At 59.0% G+C, this 25,017-nt stretch carries 18 protein-coding genes and 1 tRNA gene; 18 read left to right on the top strand and 1 reads right to left on the bottom strand.

Features of this window, described 5'->3' with window-relative positions; translation table 11 throughout:
* Positions 1 to 92: 92 nt before the first annotated feature.
* Together DWV20_RS01800 and DWV20_RS01795 are read left to right on the top strand one after the other, a co-directional pair.
* On the top strand, positions 93 to 2,534 hold the full coding sequence (locus DWV20_RS01800; protein WP_147346299.1) for a lipopolysaccharide assembly protein LapB: 2,442 nt from the start codon (positions 93 to 95) through the stop codon (positions 2,532 to 2,534).
* 92 nt (positions 2,535 to 2,626) lie between these two features.
* Positions 2,627 to 2,717: transfer RNA gene (locus DWV20_RS01795), tRNA-Ser, on the top strand.
* Between the two features lie 132 nt (positions 2,718 to 2,849).
* On the opposite strand, the gene DWV20_RS01790 is transcribed toward DWV20_RS01795, so the two are convergent.
* Positions 2,850 to 4,190, bottom strand: coding sequence for a D-alanyl-D-alanine carboxypeptidase family protein (locus tag DWV20_RS01790; RefSeq protein ID WP_158566279.1), 1,341 nt, complete (start codon positions 4,188 to 4,190; stop codon positions 2,850 to 2,852).
* 197 nt (positions 4,191 to 4,387) lie between these two features.
* Between DWV20_RS01790 and DWV20_RS01785 the strand changes: the two genes are divergently transcribed.
* From DWV20_RS01785 to hisS, 16 genes are all read left to right on the top strand, one after another.
* Positions 4,388 to 5,083, top strand: a complete 696-nt coding sequence (locus DWV20_RS01785; protein WP_118256230.1) for a response regulator transcription factor — start codon at positions 4,388 to 4,390, stop codon at positions 5,081 to 5,083.
* A 25-nt stretch (positions 5,084 to 5,108) separates the two neighbouring features.
* Positions 5,109 to 6,347 carry a sensor histidine kinase KdpD gene (locus DWV20_RS01780; protein ID WP_118256229.1) on the top strand — a complete coding sequence of 413 codons (1,239 nt, stop codon included), beginning with the start codon at positions 5,109 to 5,111 and terminating at the stop codon, positions 6,345 to 6,347.
* Between the two features lie 103 nt (positions 6,348 to 6,450).
* Positions 6,451 to 7,326: a phosphate ABC transporter ATP-binding protein PstB gene (pstB, locus tag DWV20_RS01775; protein WP_199581742.1), complete on the top strand. Its 876-nt coding sequence runs from the start codon at positions 6,451 to 6,453 to the stop codon at positions 7,324 to 7,326.
* Between the two features lie 64 nt (positions 7,327 to 7,390).
* Positions 7,391 to 8,119 carry a response regulator transcription factor gene (locus DWV20_RS01770; protein ID WP_089572665.1) on the top strand — a complete coding sequence of 243 codons (729 nt, stop codon included), beginning with the start codon at positions 7,391 to 7,393 and terminating at the stop codon, positions 8,117 to 8,119.
* Between the two features lie 3 nt (positions 8,120 to 8,122).
* Positions 8,123 to 9,547 (top strand): cell wall metabolism sensor histidine kinase WalK, encoded by a 1,425-nt coding sequence (locus DWV20_RS01765; RefSeq protein ID WP_118256228.1) that lies wholly within the window; start codon positions 8,123 to 8,125, stop codon positions 9,545 to 9,547.
* Positions 9,548 to 9,742: 195 nt separating this feature from the next.
* On the top strand, positions 9,743 to 10,399 hold the full coding sequence (locus DWV20_RS01760) for a YveK family protein (RefSeq protein ID WP_055250503.1): 657 nt from the start codon (positions 9,743 to 9,745) through the stop codon (positions 10,397 to 10,399).
* Between the two features lie 2 nt (positions 10,400 to 10,401).
* Entirely contained in the window at positions 10,402 to 11,139 is a 738-nt protein-coding gene (locus DWV20_RS01755) for a CpsD/CapB family tyrosine-protein kinase (RefSeq protein WP_117736214.1), read from the top strand.
* Positions 11,140 to 11,156: 17 nt separating this feature from the next.
* Positions 11,157 to 11,807 (top strand): tyrosine-protein phosphatase, encoded by a 651-nt coding sequence (locus tag DWV20_RS01750; RefSeq protein WP_055250497.1) that lies wholly within the window; start codon positions 11,157 to 11,159, stop codon positions 11,805 to 11,807.
* A gap of 39 nt (positions 11,808 to 11,846) precedes the next feature.
* Positions 11,847 to 12,347 (top strand): GNAT family N-acetyltransferase, encoded by a 501-nt coding sequence (locus tag DWV20_RS01745; RefSeq protein ID WP_117637372.1) that lies wholly within the window; start codon positions 11,847 to 11,849, stop codon positions 12,345 to 12,347.
* A gap of 202 nt (positions 12,348 to 12,549) precedes the next feature.
* Complete coding sequence (gene htpG, locus DWV20_RS01740) at positions 12,550 to 14,574, top strand: molecular chaperone HtpG (RefSeq protein WP_118256227.1); 2,025 nt, start codon at positions 12,550 to 12,552, stop codon at positions 14,572 to 14,574.
* A gap of 383 nt (positions 14,575 to 14,957) precedes the next feature.
* Positions 14,958 to 17,732, top strand: a complete 2,775-nt coding sequence (locus tag DWV20_RS01735) for a YhgE/Pip domain-containing protein (RefSeq protein ID WP_233539749.1) — start codon at positions 14,958 to 14,960, stop codon at positions 17,730 to 17,732.
* On the top strand, positions 17,733 to 19,922 hold the full coding sequence (locus tag DWV20_RS01730) for a YhgE/Pip domain-containing protein (protein ID WP_117758239.1): 2,190 nt from the start codon (positions 17,733 to 17,735) through the stop codon (positions 19,920 to 19,922).
* 199 nt (positions 19,923 to 20,121) lie between these two features.
* On the top strand, positions 20,122 to 21,105 hold the full coding sequence (locus DWV20_RS01725) for a DMT family transporter (protein ID WP_117758238.1): 984 nt from the start codon (positions 20,122 to 20,124) through the stop codon (positions 21,103 to 21,105).
* A gap of 116 nt (positions 21,106 to 21,221) precedes the next feature.
* A complete protein-coding gene (locus DWV20_RS01720; protein ID WP_117758237.1) occupies positions 21,222 to 22,520 on the top strand; it encodes a M20 family metallopeptidase in 1,299 nt (432 codons plus the stop codon).
* 92 nt (positions 22,521 to 22,612) lie between these two features.
* Positions 22,613 to 23,368, top strand: a complete 756-nt coding sequence (locus tag DWV20_RS01715) for an MFS transporter (RefSeq protein ID WP_117758236.1) — start codon at positions 22,613 to 22,615, stop codon at positions 23,366 to 23,368.
* Positions 23,369 to 23,671: 303 nt separating this feature from the next.
* On the top strand, positions 23,672 to 24,985 hold the full coding sequence (gene hisS, locus DWV20_RS01710) for a histidine--tRNA ligase (RefSeq protein ID WP_117757833.1): 1,314 nt from the start codon (positions 23,672 to 23,674) through the stop codon (positions 24,983 to 24,985).
* Positions 24,986 to 25,017: the final 32 nt, after the last annotated feature.

Genomic DNA, 25,017 nt, shown 5'->3' with positions numbered 1-25,017 from the left:
TATTTCTTATCGACTCGTGTAAGATTCCGAGTAGGTGTCGCGGCCCATCCGCGACCGCTCCTTCTCTAGACGACCGATCAGGGTGATATTTCGTGGCAGAGCGTCCGACATACAAGCTCAGGTTTCTCGATCCCAAGAAGCGCTTTCCGGCGATGCCCGAGCAGCCTGCGGGACGCTCATATGGCGTGGTCTGGAAACTCTTTGGCGAGGATCAGCATGAATCTTGTTATGTCGTCGAGTTCGTTGGCAAAAGTCATGTGTCGCTTTTGGGCTACGTAAGCGTTTCGGGTGAGGTGTACAAGGTGGACCGCCCCGTCAGCGAGGCTCCGCTGCCCAACGATCCCGACATGGAACTGGTCCTTGACGAGTCGGATTCCAGTATTGGTGAGATTATGGTAAGGGAAGCCAACGGTGCAATGCGCGCGTGTGCGCAAACTGTCGGCTCTCCCGAAGGCCCCATGCGCGAGCAGTCCGACCACGAGACATGGAATTCAGCCCGCTCCCTTCCTTACGGCGAGTTCATGGCATCGATGTTCCTGCGCTACGTGATATTCGCTGACTCCGAAAATGCCATTGCGAGCACGGCGGACGCCGGCGGACTCGACGAGGATATGCAAAATGTTATCGACAAGATCAAGCTCGTAAAGTTGCCCGAGCCGGTCGAGGTGTTTTTGGGCTTTAACACGGCACCGCTCCCTGATGCTATCGAGACGCTGCTTTACCGCGTTGACCATGCCGAGAATCCGAGCGGTATCGAGCGCTATGCCGCTGCCCTTATGAGTGAAATTGACTTGCCCCGCCTGCGCACCATCGCTGCCAAGTCCGAGATGAGCCTGGCTCGCATTGATCGTTCAAAGCTTTTCTATCTCAATTTTGATCGTAGCCTGCTGGACCAGGACGAGATTGACATGCTGCTTGCCATCGAGTGCCGTCTTAACCGTCTCTCCGGCATCCTTGAGCGCATCGGGGCCGGATTGGTCCCTGCGGCATCCTCGCCGAGCCTTGAGGGCTGCGCGCTCTTTGATGCGTGGCATATCGCCAAGACGACCAACGATGTTCCCCGACTGCTCGATACGGCCTCAAGCGATAACCCGTGGGCCAAACCGGGAACGGTTTCGTGCCAGCCGGGCGGTGAGTGGGATGTGCGTACCCGCTTCGCGCGTATTGTAGAAGCGCTCAACGTGGTCACAAGGCTCGACTATACCTATCGAGTAAACGTTGTCGAGGGGATTATGCTCGTTCGGTTTGGGCAGTCTGTCGTTGATGCCATGCCGCAACGTGAATACGACGCTCAAGATGACGCCTGGCGCGAGCTGGACGAGGACACGCGCGCGATCTGGGCCGCGGAGCACGATGCGCGCGTGGCGCTCACACTTGCGGCGGCGTGTTTTGCCGCGGGCACCTGCATCACGCGCTGCTATGTGCAGATTGCTGCTCCCGACAGTGAGCAGGGCGAGCGCGTTGCCGCAACGTATTTCTTTGGGCGCGCGGCCTATCTGGCCGATTGCGTGCCTGTCGCCAAGGATCTTGAGAGCATGGACATGGACGATATGCCGTGCAAGCGTGTGCTTGAGGCGTATGAGTCAACTGCTCCGGAGACGATTGAACCTGCGGAGGTTCATGCCCGTCCGCGTGATGACCATCGCACGCTGCCGCCGGCGCTGCGCGATCTGCTGCTTGCCGATAAGGCTGACGAGTTGGAGGTCATGGAAGAGGACGATGACCCATACGTGGCCCGTGTTGTTGAATTGCGCGAGCAGGCAAAAGTCGACCGTACAGGTGCTTTTGAAGGTTTTTCCCGTCTTGTCGAGGAGTTGGAGGCTAAGTGCGCCGTCGCCGAGCTTTTGGCGACAGGTCCGGTTCAAACGCAGTTTTGCGATAACCAGCTGGTGCGCATGGTGCTTCCGGTGTTGGAAGAAGACCGCTCTGTGCGTATCCTTCGCGCTCCTGATGCGCTGTATTTTGCCCAGCACGAGATCTGCAGCTTTTACGCCGAACAAGAGGACTTTGAGCGTGCGCTGCCCGAGGTGCGCCATCTTTACGATTTGGCGCGCTCGTCCATGCAGTCTCACTTTGCCCTGATCAACGTGCTAGCACGCCTGGAGCGCTTTGACGAGATTATCGAGGTGGCGCGCCACGGCCTACGTATTGCCAGCGATCGTTCTGCAATCGGCTACCTGTTCTATCGCTTGGCGTTTGCCTATTGGAATTGCGATCAGCTCGACCTGGCGCTGGCTTGTTACCGTCTGGTGCCGCGCGGCGAGGAGTCGGGCAGCAGCGCGCTGGAAGAAATGCAGGGCCTTATGAACGAGATGGGCGTCAGCGAGCCTCCGACATTCGAGGAAGCGGTCGAGACCATCCGCAAGGCAGGTCTTGAGCTGCCGCCGGTGCCCGCCGTGACCAATCAACTCGCGGATGCCGCTGTGCAACTGGTCGACAACGGTTTCTTTTTCCTGGCACGCGGTTGCATCTTCCAAATGTGGCGCACCATGGGCAACGACGAGCTCGGCTCCCTCAACCGCTCGCTGGGGTAGGCGAAGCTTTCAAGGAGGAAAGGCTGCTAGGCAATTAGAAAATTTCCTCTTGCCCAACTTCGGCTGTTTGGTTACTATAGAACGGCTGTTACGGAGAGCTGACCGAGAGGCCGAAGGTGCTCGCCTGCTAAGCGAGTATGCCCCAAAAGGGCATCTGGGGTTCGAATCCCCAGCTCTCCGCCAGTACGAATTTGAAGAAGGGTCCCATTTGGGACCCTTTTTTGTGTGGAGAAAGGAGACTGGGGATTCGAACCCTCAAAAAAAGGAGGCATCCTTTCGGACACCTCCTTTCAGCGAGTGTATTGTTCTTCGACCTTACACCTCGGGCGCCTTGGCGACGGTCTCGCTTTCTGCCGTGAGTGGGCGGTTGTCGATGCGGCGGCCCAGGCGGTCGAGCTTCACGAGTAGCCACTCAATGGGATTCGGCCCCGAGCCTTCTTCGTCGGCAACCAAATCCATGACGGCGATCTTGGTGCCGTCCTGCTTGAGCGTAATGCTGCCCACCTTGTCGCCCACATGCACCGTGCCCGAAAGATCGTCGTAGCTAACCTTTTCGGTCACCTCGCCGGCAAGGGAAAACACGGTCGCTTGCGCCGTAGGATCGGCGAGTGTGGCGTCGATCGTCTTATCAGTCCAGTCGGTTTGACCAATGCGCGCCATAAGCGGGTTGCCGTTGGCGGTCTTTTCCTGCGTGTTGGCGATCGCGACCGTCACCTTGTGACCGTAGTACCAATTGGCAAGGGTTGCGGTATCGGTAAAGCGCTGGTCGGTGGTGGTGGAGTTCAAAACGACGGTGTAGATCTCGTTGCCATCGCGGTTGTAGGCACCCGTAAAGCAATAGCCTGCATCGTCGGTAGTGCCGGTCTTGCCACCGATGTTGCCATCTTGGCCCAGCAAATAGTTATGCGTGTCCATGGAATGCGAATGGTCGGTGCCGTCGGCGCCCGTGACCTCGATCCAGGAATCCTCGCTCGCTACGACCTCGCGGATCGTGTCGTTTTTCATGGCCTCCTGCATCATCAGCGCTACGTCGTGTGCGGTTGAGTGCATATCGCCAGCCCACTCATCAAAGTCCAGACCATGCGGGTTTTCAAAAAGCGTACCGGTGCAGCCGAGCTTCTTAGCGCGCTCGTTCATGGCCTTCACAAATGTGGCCTCGGCGTCTTTGGTCTTAGGGTCGATCTTCTTGCCCACATATTCGGCGAGCACGATGGCGGCGTCGTTGCCCGAGGGAATCATCAGGCCGCGCAGCGCCTGCTCCACGGTAAGCTCGTCGCCTTCGAGCAAGCCGGCGGTCGAATTACCCACGGTGGCTGCGGCGTTGCTCACCGTGACCTTCTCGTCCATCTTGCAATTCTCGACGGTTAGGATTGCGGTCATGACCTTGGTGATCGAGGCGATTTTGACCTGCTCATCGGCGTCGCGCCCATAGTAGACGGTGCCGTCTTTGCCCATGACGAGGGCATTGGTCGCATCGATATCGGGCAGGTTTTCGGCCGTGATGCCGCGCTCATCGGCGGTTTTGCCGCAGACATTGTCGGTCGTGAGCACTTGGGCGCCGGCGACGGTGGGCACGCCAGCGGTAAGGGCGATAGCGCAGACAAAGCCGGCGGCAAGCTGGGCTGAGCGCTTTGCAAAAGAGGTGAGGGACTTCACAGGTTTCGCTTTCGACGGGATGGTCTCTTCTGGAACTAGAGTATATCGTTTGCCGGCATCGGCGATCATCGCGTGCGTGCGTGGCCCACATCCGCGCCCGAACGGACACATTGGTCCTTAAGGTCGACTTAATCGCCCGCGCTTGTTGTGTGTGGCACGCGCCGCCTCGGGCATAATGGAGCGCGAGAGGAGCACGCATGAACGAGCGCATTTTGGTAGTTGATGACGAGAAAGCCATCGCCGACCTGGTTGGTATCTACCTTACAAAAGAGGGCTTTGATGTCCAGATTGCCTATAGCGGGGCCGATGCTGCCAAGGCAATCTTGGAGCAGGAGTTCGATCTGGCGCTGCTGGATGTCATGCTGCCCGATATCGATGGATTTGAGCTGCTGCGTACGATCCGTTCCAGCCATACCTATCCCGTGATCATGCTGACGGCACGCGATGCCCAGCAGGATAAGATCGAGGGGCTCTCGCTTGGCGCAGACGATTATGTGGTCAAGCCGTTCCGTCCGCTGGAGCTCATCGCGCGCGTGCACGCTCAGCTTCGCCGCTACACCAGCTACGGTAGCCGCTCGCAGGTGGCCGAGTCTCCGACCATCCAGCTCGACGGACTGGAGATCAACCGCGATGCTCGTTCCGTGACGGTGGACGGTGCGCCGGTGCGCCTTACGCCCATCGAGTATTCCATCTTGCTGTATCTGGTCGAGCATCGTGGTAGCGTGGTGCCCGTGGAGGACCTGTTCCGCGCGGTGTGGAACGAGGACTTTATGCCCGGCTCCAACAATACGGTTATGGTGCACATTCGCCATCTGCGCGAAAAGATCGGCGACGATGCCCAGAAGCCGCGCTTTATCAAAAACGTCTGGGGCGTCGGCTACATAATCGAATAACGCCTTTGATGGTGGGGGAGTAGATATGACAAAAGACGATAGGCGGGCATTCGAGGTACCCGATCGACTCTTTGAATACGTAAGGGCGGTCGTTGACAACCGTGCGTTAGCGACGGTGCTGCTCTTTTTGCTGAGTCTGCTGCTCATCGGCATTGACAATATCGTTGGCATCCTGGCAGTTCTACTCATTGGCTTTTTGCTGATTGATCGATTCGAAATCGTTCGCCGCTGTGTGGTGATCGGCGGCGCCGCGTGGACAATTACGTTGGCGATCGGGTCCATGGCGCTTGGCGGTATTGGCGAGCCCGTATTCTTTGACGCCGGCTTTGTGTTCAACATGCTTGGATTTGTGCTGGCGCTTGCCGTGTGCGTCCTGTTCTTCTGCGGACGCGCCCTGTACTACCAGGGTTACGAGCAGGGCGAGCTGCACGCCGACCGCGTGATTGCCGCCCGCATTCAGGACCGTCTGATCGATAACCCCGACACATGGGACAACATTGACGGCGACTTCCTCGAGGTCGAGGGCGCGCTCAACCGGGCGCGCGATTGCGAGCGTAGGGTTCAACAAGCCCTGCGTGACGAATCCCACCGCAAAGATGACCTGGTGACGTACCTGGCGCACGACCTGCGCACGCCGCTCGCCAGCGTGGTGGGCTACCTTTCGCTCTTGCAGGAGGCCCCCGATTTGCCGCTTGAGCAGCGCACACGTTTTACGGGCGTGGCACTCGACAAGGCCCACCGGCTCGATGCACTCATCGAGGAGTTCTTCGACATCACGCGCTTTGATTTCCACGATATCGTGCTCACCCGCAGCTACGTCGATTTGGGGCTCTTACTGGCACAGGTGGCCGACGAGTTCTATCCCATTCTCAACGAACAGCATAAAGAAGCCCAGGTTGATATCTGCGAGGATCTGACGGTGCTCGTGGACGGCGACAAGATGGCTCGCGTATTCAACAACATCATGAAAAACGCCGTTGCCTATAGCTATGAAGGCTCGATGATCACGATTGAGGCCAGACGTTTGGGTAACGGCGGCGTGCGCGTACGATTTATAAACCAGGGCGATCCGATCCCTGAGCCAAAGCTCAAGGTGATCTTTGAGAAGTTCTATCGCCTGGATGCGGCGCGTGCGACCAATCGCGGCGGCGCTGGGCTGGGTCTCGCCATCGCCAAGGAGATTGTATGCGCGCATGGCGGCACCATCGCGTGCGAATCGACGCCCGAGCATACCGTTTTTACCATCGAGCTGCCCGCCGCGTAGCGTAGGCGCCCTTACAAACACCTGACAATGCGCTCACGTGCGTATGAGCCGCGGTTTCTACTATCGATACTGCTGAATTGATATCGACGTGGAGGTATGCGGTATGACGGCTGGTGTGGCTATGGAGCCCACGGAGCTCGAGGAGCTAATGGAGGCGCGAGCCGAGGCTGCGCACGAGCGCGAAGTCGGAGACGCGACGCGCCCCACGGCGCAGGATCTTGCCGCCTCGCCGACGCGCATCGATGTCGAGGGCCTCGACCTGTTCTATGGCGACCATCATGCGCTCAAGGACGTGAATATCAAGATCCGCGACAAGCAGATCACCTCGTTCATCGGGCCTTCTGGCTGCGGAAAGTCCACGTTGCTGCGCTGCTTTAACCGCATGAACGACGGCATCAAGGACTGCCGCATCGAGGGCAAGATTGCGATCGATGGTCAAGATATCCTGGGCGATTACGACATCTGCCGCCTTCGCCAGCGCGTGGGCATGGTGTTCCAGCGCCCCAACCCGTTTCCCATGAGCATCTACGACAACGTCGCGTATGGTCCGCGCGGCATGGGCGTGCGCGATCGCGCCGTGCTGGATGAGCTGGTCGAGGATTCCCTTCGTCGAGCCGCTCTGTGGGATGAGGTCAAGGACAAGCTCAAGGAGTCGGGGCTGGGCCTTTCGGGCGGGCAGCAGCAGCGCCTGTGCATCGCCCGTGCACTTGCCGTGCAGCCCGACATTCTGCTGATGGACGAGCCCACGAGCGCCCTCGATCCCGTGTCGACGCTGGTGGTGGAGCAGCTTGCCTGCGAGCTCAAGGAGACCTGCACGTTGGTGGTCGTTACGCACAATATGCAGCAGGCGGCGCGCATCTCCGACTCGGTCGCGTTTTTCTTGCTGGGCGAGCTGGTGGAGCACGCGCCCACCGCTCAGCTCTTCAAAAAACCGACCGATTCGCGCACAGCGGATTATTTGACGGGACGTTTTGGCTGATACCATCTCGTAAAGGTACCTTTAGGGTTAAGATGCGGTCATGCCGGCCGCAAAGGGGTTCAACATGATCTACTACGTCGAGGACGATGACAACATCAGGGATTTGACGGTCTATGCGCTGCGCAAGCAGGGAATCGAGGCCGAGGGCTTTTCGTGCGACGGCGAGTTTAAGGCCGCCGTGGCGCGACGGGTACCCGATGCCGTCCTGCTCGACATCATGCTGCCCGACACCGATGGCTTGGCGATTATGCGCCGCCTGCGTGCCGATCGCCTGACGGCGACGGTGCCCATCATGATGCTTACCGCCAAGGACACCGAACTCGACAAGGTGATGGCGCTCGATGGCGGTGCCGACGATTACCTGACTAAGCCGTTTTCGCTCATGGAGCTTGCGAGCCGCTGCCGCGCACTGCTGCGTCGCGGCGGCATGGTCAAGCAGGCGAGCGATGTGCTCAGCGTGGGCGACATCGTGCTTTCGCCCAGCCATCGCGAGGTGACCGTTGCCGGCGAGCCGCTTAAGCTCACCCTGCGCGAGTTCGACCTGCTCGAGTACCTCATGCGCAAGCCCGGCGTGGTCTTTACCCGAGAGTCGTTGCTGCAGAGCGTGTGGGGCTGGGACTTCGACGGCGGTTCGCGCACCGTTGACGTGCACGTGCAGACGCTTCGCCAAAAACTGGGCGAGCATGCCAGCGCCATCGAGACCGTGCGCGGCGTGGGTTATCGCCTGGCCGAGCCTTCTGCCGGTGATGGTGCCGAAGGCGACGACACCGCGGCCACCGCATCGGAGGAGTAACCCGTGGTCTTCGCCCCCCAGGGAAAACATACGCTGTCGCACCGCGTTTTTGTGACGATCTTTGTCTGCGCCATGGCGGTTATCGTGGCGTTTACGGTGCTGGGTGCGTTCTTTGTGCAAAACACTTTGGCGGATGCCACGAGTGCCAATCTGGCGCAGGAAACTGAGCTCATTGCTGTCGCCCTCGACGAGCAGCAGGAGCCCATTCCGTTCTTGCGAAGCCTCGATCGCGAGGATCTTCGTATCACGCTGATCAATAAGGACGGATCTGTTGCCTACGACAACGAGGCGTCGCCTTCCACACTGCCCAACCATGGCGATCGCCCCGAGGTCATCGAGGCCTTTGAGAGTGGTTCGGGTTCCGCGGAGCGCGCAAGCTCTACACTCGACGAGATTATGCTGTATCGCGCCGTCACCCTTGATAACGGCCAGGTCGTTCGCTTGGCGCAGGCCCAGCCTGGCGTTGCGGCGATTTTGCTGTCGATGCTGGCGCCGATGCTGCTTATCGCAGCAGCGGGTGCAGTACTCTCGTTTTTTATGGCGCGCCGTGAGTCCCGTGCCATCATCGCGCCGTTGCAAGAGGTGGATTTGGATCACCCACGCCGTAGCTATGAGCACGCCTATGCCGAGATGGTTCCCATGCTTGAGCGCATCGAGTCGCAGCGCCAGGAACTCAAGCGCCAAATGGCGGTGCTAGCGGACAACGACCGTATGCGCCGCGAGTTCACGGCGAATATCACCCATGAGCTCAAGACGCCGCTTACGGCGATTTCGGGCTATGCCGAGCTCATCGCAAATGGCATGGTCGAGGGCGAGGACGACCTGCGCAACTTTGGCGGTCGCATCTATCGTGAGGCGGGCCGCTTGGCAGCGCTTGTCAACGACATCCTTACGCTGTCTAACTTGGACGAGGCCGAACGTGCAACTGAGGGCGAGGCGGTGCCCATTGGGTCCACGGAGCCTATTGAGCTCTCGCGTGCGATCTACGCGGTTGAACAGCGTCTTGAACAGGTCGCCCGTCAAGCGAATGTGACGATAAGTCATGAGACCAAGCCTGTGGTCATCGAAGGCGTGTCGCGCTTGGTCGACGAGCTCATCTATAATCTGGCAAGCAACGCCATCCGCTACAATCGGCCCGGCGGTACGGTTACGCTGCAGTGCGGCACCAACGACGAAGGCCATCCGTTCCTCGCTGTCGCCGACACGGGAATCGGTATCGCGCCTGAAGAACAGGGCAAGGTATTTGAGCGGTTCTATCGCGTGGACAAGAGTAGGTCCAAGGCACGCGGCGGAACCGGCCTGGGGCTTGCCATTGTCAAGCATGCGGCCCTGTATCATCACGCCACGCTCGATCTGTCGAGCGAGTTGGGCGTGGGAACCACCATTACGGTGACGTTTCCCATACAGCAGGACGAGCCATTCGCATAGCGATACAACATAGATATTGATGTAGACGCCGCATTTGACTTTCGGGTGCGGCGTTGTTGTGCAATTTTACGATTGCTTCCGACATTTTTACAGGAGAGCCTGTTTCTTATGTATAGAGTTTGGTCTCGGTAAAAAGATGCGATAACATACGGACAGTTTTGTCAATCCGAACTGGGGAAATGAAAGGCAAGCTGCATGACCCTTCTCGAACTGTTCCAGCTGCTGAAGAAGCACCTCAAGCTGGTCATCACCCTTCCGGTGGTCTGCGCGATCGCTATGGGCATCGTGTCCTTCGTTGCGATGGACAACACCTATACCGCGACGACGAGCATGTACATTCTCGCCAAGACCGACGATAGCGGTCAGATGAGCTACAACGATCTCTCGGCGAGCCAGATGCTTTCCAACGATATCGCCACGCTGCTGGATAGCGATAGCGTTAAGAGCGGCGCCGCCAAAGAACTGGGCCTTACCGATCTGGATGACTACAAGGTGTCTGTTTCCTCCGAGACCACCACGCGTGTCATTACGCTTTCGGTTACCGGCACCGATGCCAAGGAGACGGCTGAGGTCGCAAAGGCCATTGCCAGCTCGGTGAGTACGGTCGCTCAGAACGTCGGCGCTGCCCAGAGCATCAACGTTATCGACGAGGCTAAGACCCCCGAAGCCCCCAGCGGCCCCAAGCGCACGCTGTATATTGCCGTCGCGTTCCTCGCCGGTATCTTTATCGCAGTTGCCTATGTCGTTTTGGCAGACATGCTCAATACCCGCATCCGCGGTGCCGAAGAGGCAGAAGAGCTCCTGGGTATTCCCGTTGTTGGCCGAATTCCGGCTATGAAAGGTGGTAAATAGGCATGGCTAAGGCAAAGAACACCGATAAGCTCGTTGTGCAGAATGCCGCCAAGACCCTTCTGGCCAACATCCGCTTTGCGAGCGTGGACGACCCCATTCGCACCATCACCGTTACCTCCTCGATTCCCAACGAGGGCAAGTCTACGGTTTCCATTAATCTTGCTCAGGCAATCGCCACGAGCGGCAAGAGTGTCCTGCTGGTCGAGGCTGATATGCGTCGCAGGTCCCTTGCCGATATGCTCGGCGTCCGCTCCCGCGGCGGACTCTATGCAGTCCTGTCCGAGCAGGTTTCTATCGACCAGGCGATTGTCGAGACAGGTCAGAAGAATTTCTACTTCCTCGATGCCGAGCCGCATATTCCCAATCCTGCCGACATCATCGTCTCCCATCGCTTTGCCAAGCTGGTCAAGGCACTGTCTGCTAAGTTCCAGTACGTCATCTTCGATGCTCCTCCGGTCGGCACCTTCATCGATGCTGCCGAGATTGCCAGCCTGACCGACGGCGCGCTGTTCGTGGTGCGCGAGGACTTTACCAAGCGCGAAGAGGCGCTCAACGCTATCGCCCAGCTTAAGAAGTCCGAGAAGGTCAAGCTCATCGGTACCGTCATGAATTACTGTGAGACCGAGACCAGCGAGTACTACTATTCTTACTACACCAAGGACGGTAAGAAGGTTAAGAAGGGCTCCGACGATCAGGGCACTTCCAAAAAGGGCATCTTCACCAACCGAGCAAACGTTTAGTTGATTAAGGCTGACCTATGCGTGACATTCATTGCCATATCTTGCCGGGTGTAGACGACGGCGCCGCCGATCTCGAAGAGAGCTTGGCGATGCTCGAGGCTGCCAAGCGGGCCGGTGTAACCAGAATCGTTTGCACTCCTCACTGCCGTGATCCCTATTTTGATTACGACAAGATGTGGGATGCCTTTGAGCTGCTGCGCGATAACGCTGACGGTTTTCCGCTCCAGATGGGCTTCGAGGTCAACCATCGAAAGCTCGTTGAGCTTGGTATCGATGCCGCGGATCACTTGCATTTCGATGGGACCAACGAGTTTCTGCTCGAGCTTTCGACGCATGCCGATGCGTATGCGTTTAGAGAGTACGAGAACACGATTTACGATTTGCAGTGCCGTGGCTACCAGGTGATCATCGCTCATCCTGAGCGCTATCGTGCGGTTCAAAAGGATGTAAGCGTGGCGGAGCGCCTGGTCGATATGGGCTGCAAGCTGCAGGCTTCGGCGGACTTTATTGCCGGCGGTCGCTTTGGTCGCGAGAAAAAGCCGGCACAGCGCCTGTTCGATCAGAACCTGTACAGCTTCATCGCGAGCGATGCCCATAACGTGGGTCATTACGACTGCCTGGCGAAGGCTCGCGCGAAGTTTAGCGTGCGCGGAGCTCATTTTCGCTAAAATCTGTCCCTAACGTTCGCATTGAATGAAAGGGCAGCCATGGATATCCAACTTAAGACGGGATGCTTTGATGACGCGGCGTTGGTGCGCCGCGTCGTTTTTATGGACGAGCAGGGCTACGAGAACGAGTTTGACGCTATCGACGAGGATCCGAACTGCATTCATGTGACGCTCTATGTAGACGGCGAGCTTGCCGGTTGCTCGCGCGTGTTTCCCGAAGAGCTTGAGCGTGCGGCTGACGCGGAGGCTCCGGTGTCGCCGGCGTGCGACTTGGACGAAGGCGTCGCGGCGGGGGAGACCTACATTATGGGGCGCGTGGCTGTGCTGCCGAGCATGCGCCGTCGCGGTCTGGCGAGCAAGATTGTCGAGGCCAGTGATACGTGCGCGCGTGATGCCGGCGCCAAGCTCATTAAGCTGCATGCGCAGGAATACGTGCTGCCGCTCTATGCCAAGGCGGGCTACACGCAGATTGCCCCGGTGGACTACGAAGACGAGGGCCAGCCCCATGCTTGGATGGCCAAGCGCGTAGATGGCAGATAGGGACGTTCATTTCCTGCCGGCAGTCGGGGACACTCCTTGGCAATTGGCGTATCAGAGCGTTTGGACATACAGTTTTTCGATTCCGTATGTATATATGCGCGCTAATGGGTTATAAAATCTAAGTCTGGACATAGCAGGTCTGCGATGCGGCTCGGGCAACCGGGCCGTTTTTGCGGACGGGGGTAGCGCGAAAGGACTGCACATGCGTCAATTTAAGACCGAGAGCAAAAAACTGCTCGACCTCATGATCAACTCCATCTACACCAATAAGGAAATCTTCCTGCGCGAGCTTATCTCTAATGCGAGTGACGCCGTCGACAAGCTCAACTTTAAGAGCCTGCAGGACCCGAGTGTCAAGCTCGACCAGGGCGACCTGGCTATTCGCGTCTCTTTTGATAAAGACGCCCGCACCATTACCATCTCGGATAACGGCATTGGCATGACCGCCGAGGAGCTCGAGCGCAATCTGGGCACCATCGCCCATTCCGGCTCCGAGGAGTTTAAGACCGAGAACGCCGAGCAACAGGGCTCCGATGTCGACATCATCGGCCAGTTTGGCGTGGGCTTCTACTCCGCCTTTATGGTCGCCAGCCACGTGAAGGTCGTCAGCCGCGCTTATGGCGAGGACACCGCCCACGTTTGGGAGTCCGACGGTCTTGAGGGCTACACCATCGAGGATGGCGAGCGTGCTGAGCACGGTACCGATGTCATCCTGACGCTGCGCGAGAACGAGAAGCTCGACGCCGACGGCGAGGCCGAGACCTACGATCGCTTCCTGACCGAGTGGGGCCTCAAGAGCCTGATTCAGCAGTACAGCAACTATGTGCGCTACCCGATTCAGATGATGGTGAGCAAGAGCCGCCAGAAACCCAAGCCCGAGGACGCCGGCGACGACTACAAGCCCGAGTACGAGGACTACCAGGAGCTCGAGACCATCAACTCCATGACGCCGATTTGGAAAAAGCGCAGCTCCGACGTTGAGCAGAAGGATTACAACGAGTTCTACAAGTCCACGTTCCACGACTTTGACGATCCCGCGCGCACTATCAGCTTCCATGCCGAGGGTACGCTTGAGTACGATGCGCTGCTGTTTGTGCCGGGCCGCGCCCCGTTCGATCTGTACAGCAAGGACTACGAGAAGGGCCTGGCGCTCTACAGCTCCAACGTGCTGATTATGGAGAAGTGCGACGACCTGCTGCCCGACTACTACAACTTTGTCCGCGGCGTCGTGGATTCTGCCGACGTGTCGCTCAACATCTCGCGTGAGACGCTGCAGCAGAACCGTCAGCTCAAGGCCATCGCCAAGCGCGTGGAGAAGAAGATTACCGCCGATCTTGAGGATATGCGCGACAACGACCGCGAGGCCTACGAGAAGTTCTTTGAGAACTTTGGCCGCGGTCTTAAGTACGGCATCTACTCGAGCTATGGCATGAAGGCCGATGAGCTCGCCGACCTGCTACTGTTCTGGTCTGCCAAGGAGCAGAAGATGATTACCCTGGCCGAGTATGCCAAGGGCATGCCCGGGGATCAGAAGGCCATCTACTACGCCGCCGGCGACTCGCGTGAGCGCTTGGCCAAGATGCCCGTGGTAAAGGGTGTGCTCGACCGCGGCTATGACGTGCTGTTGCTGACGCAGGATGTGGATGAGTTCACGTTCCAGGCTATGCGTGAGTACGTTGCCGCCGATATGCCTAAGATCTACGAGGACGACGCCGCCCGCGAGGCTGCCGAGAAGGCCGTTGCCGACGGTGCCGAGCCCGAGGTCGAGGATCGTCACCTGGAGCTCAAGAACGTCGCGACTGGCGATCTTGATCTGGCGACCGAGGACGAGAAGAAGGAGGCCGAGGACGCCACCAAGGAAAACGAGGACCTCTTTAGCGCTATGAAGGAGGCGCTCGGTGACAAGGTCGAGAAAGTTGCCGTCTCCGCGCGCCTGACCGATGCCCCCGCTTGCATCACCACCGAGGGTCCGCTTTCGCTCGAGATGGAGAAGGTGCTCCAGAAGGGACCCGAGGGCGCGCCCGACGGCATGCCCAAGAGCCAGCGCGTGCTCGAGCTCAACGCCAAGCACCCGGTCTTTGACAAGCTTGTCGCTGCCCAGAAGGCAGGTGACGCCGACAAGATCAAGCAGTACTCCGGCCTGCTCTACGATCAGGCCCTGCTGGTCGAGGGCATCCTCCCGGAGGACCCCGTTGCCTTCGCGGCGGCCATTTGCGAACTAATGTAACTACTCGACGCTGCAAACGCCCCTAAGCGGCAATTTGACGTTCAATCGTCGGTCGCGTACCAAAGTACGCTTCCCTCCTCTTTCACGTCACCTTGCTCGCTTAGGGGCGTTTTCGCTGACTTATGCTCAACCTGCGACGCTTTCGTGGCCCTAAGTAGTCGTTGGGGACGTCCCCAATGACTAGTTGGGTTGCTAATTTGTGCGCGTTGTGGTTTTGTGACCTGCTGAAATTAAAGATACTGTACAACTGTACGTTAACTCATCTTCGTAGTATATTGCTACCCGCAAAACTCAACACCATTGTGCTTTGAGACGTTAAAGCGCCTACTACAATGGTTGTCGATAGTACGATTCGATTCAACGACAGGATGGATGGTCTAAGCGTGAGTCTCGGCAGCAAACTATCCAACGCAAAGGTATCCTTTGCGATCTTTAAGCGTGACATCAAGCGATTGCTCGTGAACCCCGTCGCCTTGGTGGTTACCCTCGGCGTGTGTGTTATTCCCTCGCTGTATGCCTGGTACAACATCGTGGCAAACTGGGATCCGTACGGAAACACCCAGGGCATCAAGATTGCTATCGCCAACAACGACCAGGGAACCCAAAACGACCTGGTGGGCGAGCTCAATGCGGGCGACAAGGTCGTCGATCAGCTCAAGGAAAACGATCGGCTGGGCTGGACCTTCGTCGACTCGGCTGCCGATGCCAAAGAGGGCGTCGAGAGCGGGGAATACTACGCGGCGATTGTAATCCCCAAGAACTTCTCCGACAATCTCGTCTCGATGCTCGATGGCAATTACCATCAGCCTAAGCTGACCTATTACGTCAACGAGAAAAAGAGCGCCATTGCGCCCAAGGTTACCGATACCGGTGCCAACACCATCGAGGAGCAGATCAACTCGGAGTTTGTCTCCACGGTGGGCGAGACCGTAGCGGGCATCGCCAAGGATGCCGGCATCGATTTAAAGGACAAGGCAACCCAGACTCAGGACTCGCTGACAAGTTCGGTGTCCGAGGCATCCGACACCTTGGGTGAGGTGCGCGATTCGATTGGCGATATGAATGCCGCCATCGATAAGACGAGTGGCGCTATCGCCTCGGCTGATGCGGCGCTTGCCGGCTTGCAAGGTCAGGCACCGTCGCTGACGCAGGCAATCTCCCAGGGCAACGACCTGCTGGGCGAGGCTCGCGCCACGGCGGGCAACTCTATCACCTCGCTCTCCAAGGCACTCTCGGAAGGTAGCCTTGCACTCACCAAGACGTCAGCCTCCGCGAACGCTGCGATTGGCAAGCTAACGGGTACGGTCACATCTACGACCACCCGCATCGACAACTCGCTCGAGTCTCTCCAGGCGACGATCGATCACAATAAGGCCGTTATCGGGCACTTGGAGATTCTCGTTAATGACACGTCGACAGGTTCCGAGGAAATTGACGCGCGCATTGTATCGACCATCGATTCGCTTCGCGAGCAAAACCAGAAGCTGCAGAGCATCAAGGATGGCCTTTCTGCACAGTCGAGCGCCATGGCAAACGACGCTACGGCAATCTCGAACGCGAGCAACGCACTCAACGCGGCAATTCAGACCGGTACGGCTAGCCTCGGTCAGGCTCAGACCGATCTGGGTCAGAACGCACTTCCGAAGGCTTCGAGCGCGCTTGACTCCTTTGCCGCCGTTTCGGGCGATTTGACCGGCATTGTGTCGGGTATGACCCCCACGATAGCGAGCGCGCGCGGCACGCTGGCGCAGCTCGACGCCACGCTCAAGCAGGCAAAGACCACGCTGTCCCAAACCGACGCCTCCCTTGCCAAGGTTCAGGACAAGCTCGCGACCGCCGCCAATGACATTGCGGCGCTGCAGACCTCTGAGTCTATGGGCGAGTTAGCCGACCTCATGGACGTCGACGTCAATGACGTGGCAGATTTCATGGCATCTCCGGTTGAGCTGACGTCCAAGTCAATCTATCCGGTCAAGAGCTTTGGCTCGGGCATCGCGCCCTTCTACACCAATCTGGCGCTGTGGGTAGGCGGCTATGTGCTCATCGCTATCTATAAACTCGAGGTCGACCGCGAGGGCATCGGTAGCTTTACGGCGCGTCAGGGCTACTTTGGCCGCTGGCTGCTGCTGGTGATCCTGGGCGCGTTCCAGGCCATTATCGTTACGGTGGGCGACCTGGTCATTGGCGTTCAGTGCGTCAATCCGCTGCTCTTTGTACTGGGCGGCATCGCTATTTCGTTCACCTACGTCAACATCATCTATGCGCTGTCCACCACGTTTAAGCATATCGGTAAAGCCATTGGCGTCATCCTCGTCATTGTGCAGATCCCCGGCTCGTCGGGCATGTATCCCATCGAGATGATGCCCGGCTTCTTCCAATGGCTGCATCCGCTGCTGCCCTTCACCTATGGCATCAACCTGCTGCGCGAGACCGTCGGTGGCATGTATTCGTTCAACTACCTGTTCAACCTGTGCATCCTGGGCGTGTTCCTTGCCATCGCACTCTTTATTGGCTTGCAGCTGCGTCCGCTGCTGCTCAACCTCAACCTGCTCTTTGACAAGCAGCTTTCCACGACGGGCCTCATGATCTGCGAGTCCAACGACCTGCCGCGCCAGCGCTATTCGCTGCGCACGGCCATGCGCGTCATGCTCGATTCGGATTCGTACCGTCGCGAGCTGCTCGATCATGCCGTGGCGTTTGAGCATCGCTACCCGTACTACATCAAGGGCGGTTTTGCCGCCGTGGTAGGCGTGCAGGTTCTGCTCTTTGTGCTTTCGACGGTGCTCGATATCGACAATAACGGCAAGATCATCCTGCTCGTTATCTGGATTATTTCGGTTATCGCCATCTGCGGCTGGCTCATCAACATCGAATACATCCGTGCGAGCCTCAATACCCAGATGCGTATCTCGGCGCTTTCGGACGAGGACCTTCGCCGCGAGATGCGCGAGCACACGGCTGCCATCCCTGCCGCCCGTCGCATGTTTGGTCTCAACGCCAGCGAGCGTGGCGCCAAGGGAGGCGAACAGCCTACGAGCCGTCTGTCGCATATCGGTGCGCATCGTAAGGCTCAAGATGCCGACGGCGCTGACAACGTAAACGGAAACGACGGGGACACCACCTCGCTTGGCAAGCACTCTAAAGGAGGTGAGGCATAAATGAAAAACATCCTGCACCTGTTTAAGCGCGATGTCCAAAACGTGTCTCGCTCCGTGATCGGCATGGTCGTCGTGATGGGCCTGATCATCGTGCCATGCCTCTATGCATGGTTTAACATCGCCGGAAGCTGGGATCCCTACGGCAATACCGGCAACCTTAAGATTGCAGTGGTCAACACCGATGAGGGTTACGAGAGCGATCTGATTCCCGTCGAGGTCAACGTGGGCGAAAACGTAACCGCCACCCTGCGCGGCAACGAGAACTTCGACTGGGTCGTCCTCAACGACCGTGATAAGGCGATTGAGGGCGTTAAGTCGGGCGCGTACTACGCTGCCGTCGTTATCCCTAAAACGTTTAGCGCCGACATGATGACGCTTTTCTCGACCGAGGTGAAGCACGCCGATATCGAGTTCTATGAGAATCAGAAGGCCAACGCCATCGCACAGATCGTGACTGAAAAGGGTTCGAGCGCCGTCCAGAGTCAGGTCAACGAGACCTTTACCAAGACCATCACGACCATCGGCCTTAAGACCGTGTCCAGCCTGCTCGACTATATGAGTACCGACCAGGTGAGCAGCTTTATCGCCAATCTGTCCTCGACGCTGGGCGATTCGGTCGAGGACCTGCAGGACGTTCAGGCGAGTGCGACGTCGCTCGCGGGCATTTTGAGCTCCACGTCCGATTCACTGACATCGGCGGGCGGCATGCTCAAGCAGACGGGCACCGTTGATGAGTCGACGAAGCAGCTGATGGAGCACGCCAAGAGTGGCATCAATGATTCCAAGGAAGCGCTCAAGGCCGCCAACGATGCCGTTGACGCGGCGATTGACGGAAGCGCGGGCTCGTTCGACAACGTGTCCGCCGAGCTTGCGAAGGCATTCGATGCCGCGAATCAGCATGTTTACCTTACGGTGTCTCAGCTCAACGAAGCCGCAGCGGCGCTCAATACGCGTGCTGACGATATCGATGCGATGACCGATCAGCTCCGTAACCTTGCCGACCAGGTAAGTGATGACAAGCTCAAAGACGGTCTCGAGTCCGCTGCGACGTCGCTGGGCAGAATTGCCGTGGAGTACCGCAACAATGCGAAGGACCTGACGGCGACCGCAAAGTCCCTTTCGGACGGCATGGCGGAGGTCAACAACTCGCGTGCCGAGGTCGACCAGGCCATCGCCGATGCCAAGGCGGGTATCTCGGGAGCCAAGTCCGACTACGATTCCACGTTCTCGGTTAAGGCCAAGGAGCTCAAGAAGACCATTTCGGGCGTTCTGGATTCCCTGAACGGTATCTCGGGTGACTTGGATAGCGCCGTGAGCGGTCTGACCGACGCCTCTGGCTCGCTCGCAAAGGGCCTCTCCAAGGCTGCGACGCTGGTCAACAAGGCTTCCGATCAGCTGGGTGAGGCATCGGACAAGATCAGCGCCTTTAAGGACGAGCTCGATGGCGCCCTGATGTCGGGTGACCTGGCCATGATTAAGACAATGATTGGCAACGACCCCGAGGGCCTCGCCGTGTCGCTTTCCGGCCCCGTCGCGCTCGACCGCAAACCGGTCTATCCGATCCGCAACTACGGTTCGGCCATGGCACCGTTCTACACGATTCTGTCGCTGTGGGTGGGCTCGATTGTACTGGCGGCCATGATGAAGGTCTCGGTTGACGATGAGCTCATCAACGAGCTGATCCCCGTGCGCCTGCACGAGATCTACCTGGGCCGCTACCTGTTCTTTGGAGGTCTGGCCCTGCTGCAGGCGACACTCGTGTGCGCGGGCGACATCCTGTTCTTTGGCATTCAGTGCGACAACCCGCTGCAATTTGTGCTGGCGGGTTGGGTCGCGAGTCTCGTGTTCTCCAATATCGTCTACACGCTTACGGTTTCGTTTGGCGATATCGGCAAGGCGCTCGCCGTCGTGCTGTTGGTTATGCAGGTCGGCGGTTCGGGCGGTACGTTCCCCATCGAGATGACCGGCCCTGTGTTCCAGGCGATCTATCCGTTCCTGCCGTTCACCCACGGCATCAACGCCATGCATGCCGCCATGGCTGGCGCCTACCATATGGAGTACTGGATTGAGCTAGGCATTCTGGCGAGCTATCTGATTCCGTCGCTGGCACTGGGCGTCGTCTTCCGCCGCCCGGTCATCAAAGCCAACGACTGGATCATCGAAAAGCTTGAAAGCACGAAGCTTATTTAGTGCAACAGCGTGACATTGACAAAACGTCGAGGTTCACTTTGCTGACGCTTTAGTGGGCTGGATTGCGGTGCAACGCTGGTTGTTGCTACAGTAGCGGGGCGTGCCGGGGGTCCGGTGCGCCCCGTTTTATTTGACCATGAGGCGGCACGCGGCCATGCACGTGCGGACACCACGCCCAGACTGAGCGCGAGGATGCCCTATGGCTCAGAATGCCGTTGATGAAATCGAAAACATGCCCGATAGCCCTGTAGCGCGCGAAGACCTGGGTGCCGGCGGCACCTCCCGCGGCGCCGGCGCGCGTTCTCCGTTCTTCTGGAAGGTCTTGCTGCTTTCGGTGGCGGTCATCTGGGGCTATTCCTTTACCACCATGAAAGATGCGCTCGATACCATTCCGGTGTTCGAGCTGGTCTACGTTCGCTTTCTCCCGGCATCACTGGTTATGTTTGCTATTTTCCATAAGCGCATCATCGCTCATTTCAATGCCCGCAACCTGATCGTCGGGCTGGGCATGGGTGCGCTCATGTGGGGAGCATACGGACTGCAAACGATTGGCCTGGCACAGACCACGGCAGGCAAGAGTGCATTTTTGACGGGCACGTACTGTATCCTTGTGCCGTTTGCCAGCTATGTCCTGAGCGGCGAAAAGCTCACCCGCTATAACCTGGGTGCGGCACTGCTGTGCCTGGCGGGCATTGGCCTGGTGGCACTCGATAGCGTCGAGTTCAATGCTGGAGATGTCATCACGCTGGGCGGCGCGGTCTTCTTTGCTATCCAGATGGCAGTGACCGGCAAGTATGGCCGCAAGATGGACATCAACGTCATCACGTTTTGGATGTTTGTGGGCAATGGCGTTTTGAGCTTAATCACGTCGCTGCTATTCGAGACTCAGGCGCCTCTGTCCGTGTGGACGCCGAGCTTTGTCGGCGTGGCGGCCTTTCTCTCGGTGGGCTGTACGTGCGTGGCACTGCTCGTCCAAAACGTTGGATTGGCGCACGTCCCGGCCTCGACGGGCTCGCTGCTCCTTTCGATGGAGTCCCCCTCGGGCGTGCTGTTCTCGGTGCTGCTGATGGGGGAGGCGCTCACCTCGCGCCTGCTTGCCGGCTTTGCGCTCATCTTTTTGTCGATTATCTTGAGCGAGACGCATTTCGATTTCTTGCGCCGAAAATCTCGCCCGCAATTGTAAACAACTTGTTGCGCCGCCCTCCTGGGGCGGCGTTTTTTATGCCTCGCCTTTAAAGTTGTACCTTGCACTTTACGCTATCAAAGTGCTTACTGCAAAAACGCTACTGGAGGGCATTTATGGCACCAGCTCAGTCCGATCTTCAACCGCAATCAGCGCCCAAGGCCACCGCAGCGGCGCAGGCCGCTATCGGTGACGGTCTCGTTGCAGAAGCTCAGGCTTTTGCAGACGAGCTCGCTGCGTGGCGACACGATTTACACCAGGTGCCCGAGCTGGGTAATAGCCTCCCACAGACCTCTGCGTATATTCAAGCGCGCCTGACCGAGATGGAAATCCCATTTGCCACGCTCGTCGATGGTTCCTGTGTCGTGGGCCTTGTCGGCGCCGGTGCCGCCGCGGCCCAGGGCAATGGCGTCTGCACGGACGAACAGGCCGGTACGGTCATCATGCTCCGTGGCGACATGGACGCCCTGCCCGTTGCCGAAGAGTCAGGCGAGCCTTTCGCCTCTACGAACGGCTGCATGCACGCATGTGGACACGATATGCACGCGACGGCGTTGCTTGGAGCGGCGCGCCTGCTCAAGGCCCGCGAGTCTGCGCTTGTCGACGCCAACGCCACGGTTAAGTTGCTGTTCCAGCCGGGCGAGGAAACCTTTGAGGGTGCCCGCGCCGCCATCGCCGATGGTCTGCTGCAGAACCCGCGCCCTCAGGTCGCCTTTGCCATGCATGTCAATAGCCAGTCGCCGCTTGGCCTGGTGCTCTACGGCAGCCCGGCGCTCTCGGGCGTGTACGGTTTTCGCATCACGCTTCAGGGCAAGGGCGGCCATGGCTCGAGCCCCGAGATCTGCATCGACCCCATCACGGCCGGCGTCCATGTGCATCTGGCGCTTCAGGAGCTCATCTCCCGCGAGGTGCCGGCGGCCAAGGAGGTCGCGCTTACCGTTGGCAAGTTCGCCGGCGGTCAGGCCGCAAATGTCATCCCCGACACTTGTGTGCTCGAGGGAACGCTGCGTGGCTTCGACGTCGAGCTCATGGAGCGCCTCAAGACCCGCATCGCGGAGGTCGTCAAAGGCGTTGCCACGACCTATCGTACGCCGGCGACTATCGAGACACTCTCGGATGTTCCCCCGCTCGTACTCGACGACGGCATGACGCAGGCGTCGCTTGGCTACGTGGGCGCGGTGCTGCCCAAGTCCGCCTTCCTGCCGCTGTTCCACGCCATGGCGAGCGAGGACTTCGCGTTGATCTCGAGCGAGATCCCGAGCGCGTACTTTACCGTGGGCGCTGCTGTGACTGATACGGACGAGCATTTTGCTCAGCATCATCCCAAGGCACGTTTTAGCGATGCCGAGCTTCCCCTTGGCGCCGCGGCTTATGCCGCCGTCGCTTTCGGATACATTGCGGACCACAAGGAGTAATCCATGTCCCAGCAAAGTAAATTTTTCCCCGGCTGGCTCGTGGTGGCCTCCGGCTTTGTCATCATGGCCACGTGCTACACCATTTTCGTTAACTGCATGACTATTCCTTCCGCACCAAGCCTTCCGAGATTGGCCTTAAGCCGCTCGGCGAGAACCCGGGCGATCCGTCCGTCTCGACGGCTGGCGACAAGGACGAGCACACGGCGCCCGAGGTTAGCGTCGGCTGGTCTCGTATCAAGAAGAGCCCGGCATTTTGGCTGCTCGTCGTCGCCTTCCTCTTTATGGGCTTGGTCAATGGCGCCATCCTGCCCAACCAGGTTACCAACATGACGAGTGTTACCGTCAACGGTGCCAAGATCGTCACGGGCGGCCACGACCCCATGTGGGCAGGCACCGTGCTTTCGGCCTACATGGTTACCGTCGTTATCGCCAAGATTTCGCTCGGTGCGATCTATGACCGCTTTGGCCTGCGCTTTGGCAATATCCTTGGCTCCGTTGCGTGCATTATCGCCTGCGTGGCGCTGTGTTTCCCGACGACGGACCTCGGTCCTATTGTCGCTGCTGTGAGCTTTGGTGTTGGAACGTGCATGGGCACCATCACGCCTACCATCGCCGCGTCCAAGCAGTTTGGCATGGCCGACCTCGGTAAGGTCACGGGCACCATTACCTCGCTCGAGATGGTCGGCGGCACCGTGGGCGCTATCGTCTCGGGCGTGCTGTTCGATGCCACGGGCTCCTTTGCGAGCACCTGGATCGTGTGCCTGGCGTGCTCCGTGGTCATGCTCGTGTTCCTGCTGGCATCCGAGCCCATCGCCGCCAAGCTGCGCGCAAGCGTGGCGGGGGAGTAGCGGGTCGCCGCCTATTCCTGTTTGTCTGTTCTGCCCGTGGCTGCCCTGGAAGCCGAATGGATGCTCGTACCGTCATTCGGTTTCCAGGGCAGCCACGGGCCTACGAAATGATCCCTTTTCCTCCGTCCCCAAGGGATCACGTGATCCGAAGGGGACGGAGGAAAAGGGATCACAAACCGCGGCGGCGCGTCTGGCCGAACGAGTCCCCATACCCTCGTTCGGTCAGACACGCCGCCGCGTTGCTGCTTTGTGCCGTATAATGTCCACTACCTATGACGCGATACAAAAGAAAGGTGTTTGCCCATGCAGGCACAGAAGGCGGAGGGAACCCGCGACCTTATCGGCGCCGAGATGCGCGCTTGGCAAAAGATGCAGCAGATCGCTGCCGGCGTGTTCGAGCCGTTTGGTTTTAAACCCATCGAGACGCCCGCGATCGAGCAGGTGGACGTCTTTGTCCACGGCATCGGCCAGTCGACCGACGTCGTGCGCAAGGAGATGTTCCGCGTCTTTAGCGGCGCCAACCTGGAGCGCGTCTTTACCGAGGGCACCGACACAAAACTCAAGCCCAAGCAGCGCCTGGCGCTTCGTCCCGAGGGCACGGCCGGTGTGGTGCGCGCAGTCGTGGAGAACAACCTGGTGCCCCAGGGCTCCACGCCGTTTAAGGCTTACTACGCCGAGGCCATGTTCCGCGGCGAGCGTCCCCAGAAGGGCCGCCTGCGTCAGTTCCACCAGGTGGGTATCGAGTGGCTCGGCGCTCCCGATCCGGCGGCAGACGCCGAGTGCATCATCATGCTCATGGAGTTCTACAAGCGCCTGGGCTTCGATCTTTCCAAGCTCCGTCTGCTCATTAACTCGATGGGCGACGCTCAGTGCCGTCCGGCTTACCGCGAGCAGGTCAAGCAGTTTATCCTCGATCACGCTGACGAGATGTGTGACGAGTGCCGCGAGCGCGCCGAGCTCAACCCGCTGCGTGCCTTCGACTGCAAGAACGACCACTGCCGCGAGATCATGGCCGACGCGCCGCTGATGGGCGACAACCTGTGCGACGAGTGCCGCGAGCACTACGAGCAGGTCAAGCGCTATCTGGATGCCGCCGGTATCGAGTATGTCGAGGATCCCACACTGGTGCGTGGTCTGGACTACTACACCCGTACCGTCTTTGAGGTCGAGGCTCCCGGCGCCGGTGTCGGCTCCATTGGTGGCGGCGGTCGCTATGACGGTCTGGTCGAGCTCGAGGGTGGCAAGCCCACGGCGGGCGTCGGCTTCGCTGTCGGTTTTGAGCGCGCCCTGCTGGCCCTGCAGGCCTTTGGTAACGACTTGGGTGCCGAGGAGGCCCCGTGCGTCTACGTCGCCAATGCCGGCAAGGAGCTGCGCCAGAACGTCTTTGCCATCACGCAGGAGCTTCGCGCCGCTGGCATCGTGACCGAGGCCGACTACCAGGGTCGTTCGCTCAAAGCTCAGTTTAAGCAGGCCGACAAGGTTGGCGCCAAGCTCATTTTGGTCCTGGGTGGCGACGAGCTTGCCGCCGGCAAGGTCAAGGTGCGCGACATGGAGAGCCATGAAGAGGTCCTTGCCGATCTGGCCAACGTCGTCGAGGCGGTTCGCGAGCGCCTGTAGCGCATCATTTTGAGCTGCGGGTCCGCTTGAGT

The organism is Collinsella sp. AF02-46-1 (genome assembly GCF_003465825.1).
GTDB lineage: Bacteria > Actinomycetota > Coriobacteriia > Coriobacteriales > Coriobacteriaceae > Collinsella.
Note: the sequence above shows the minus strand (reverse complement) of the source record. Positions and strands in the feature narration are given on the sequence as shown.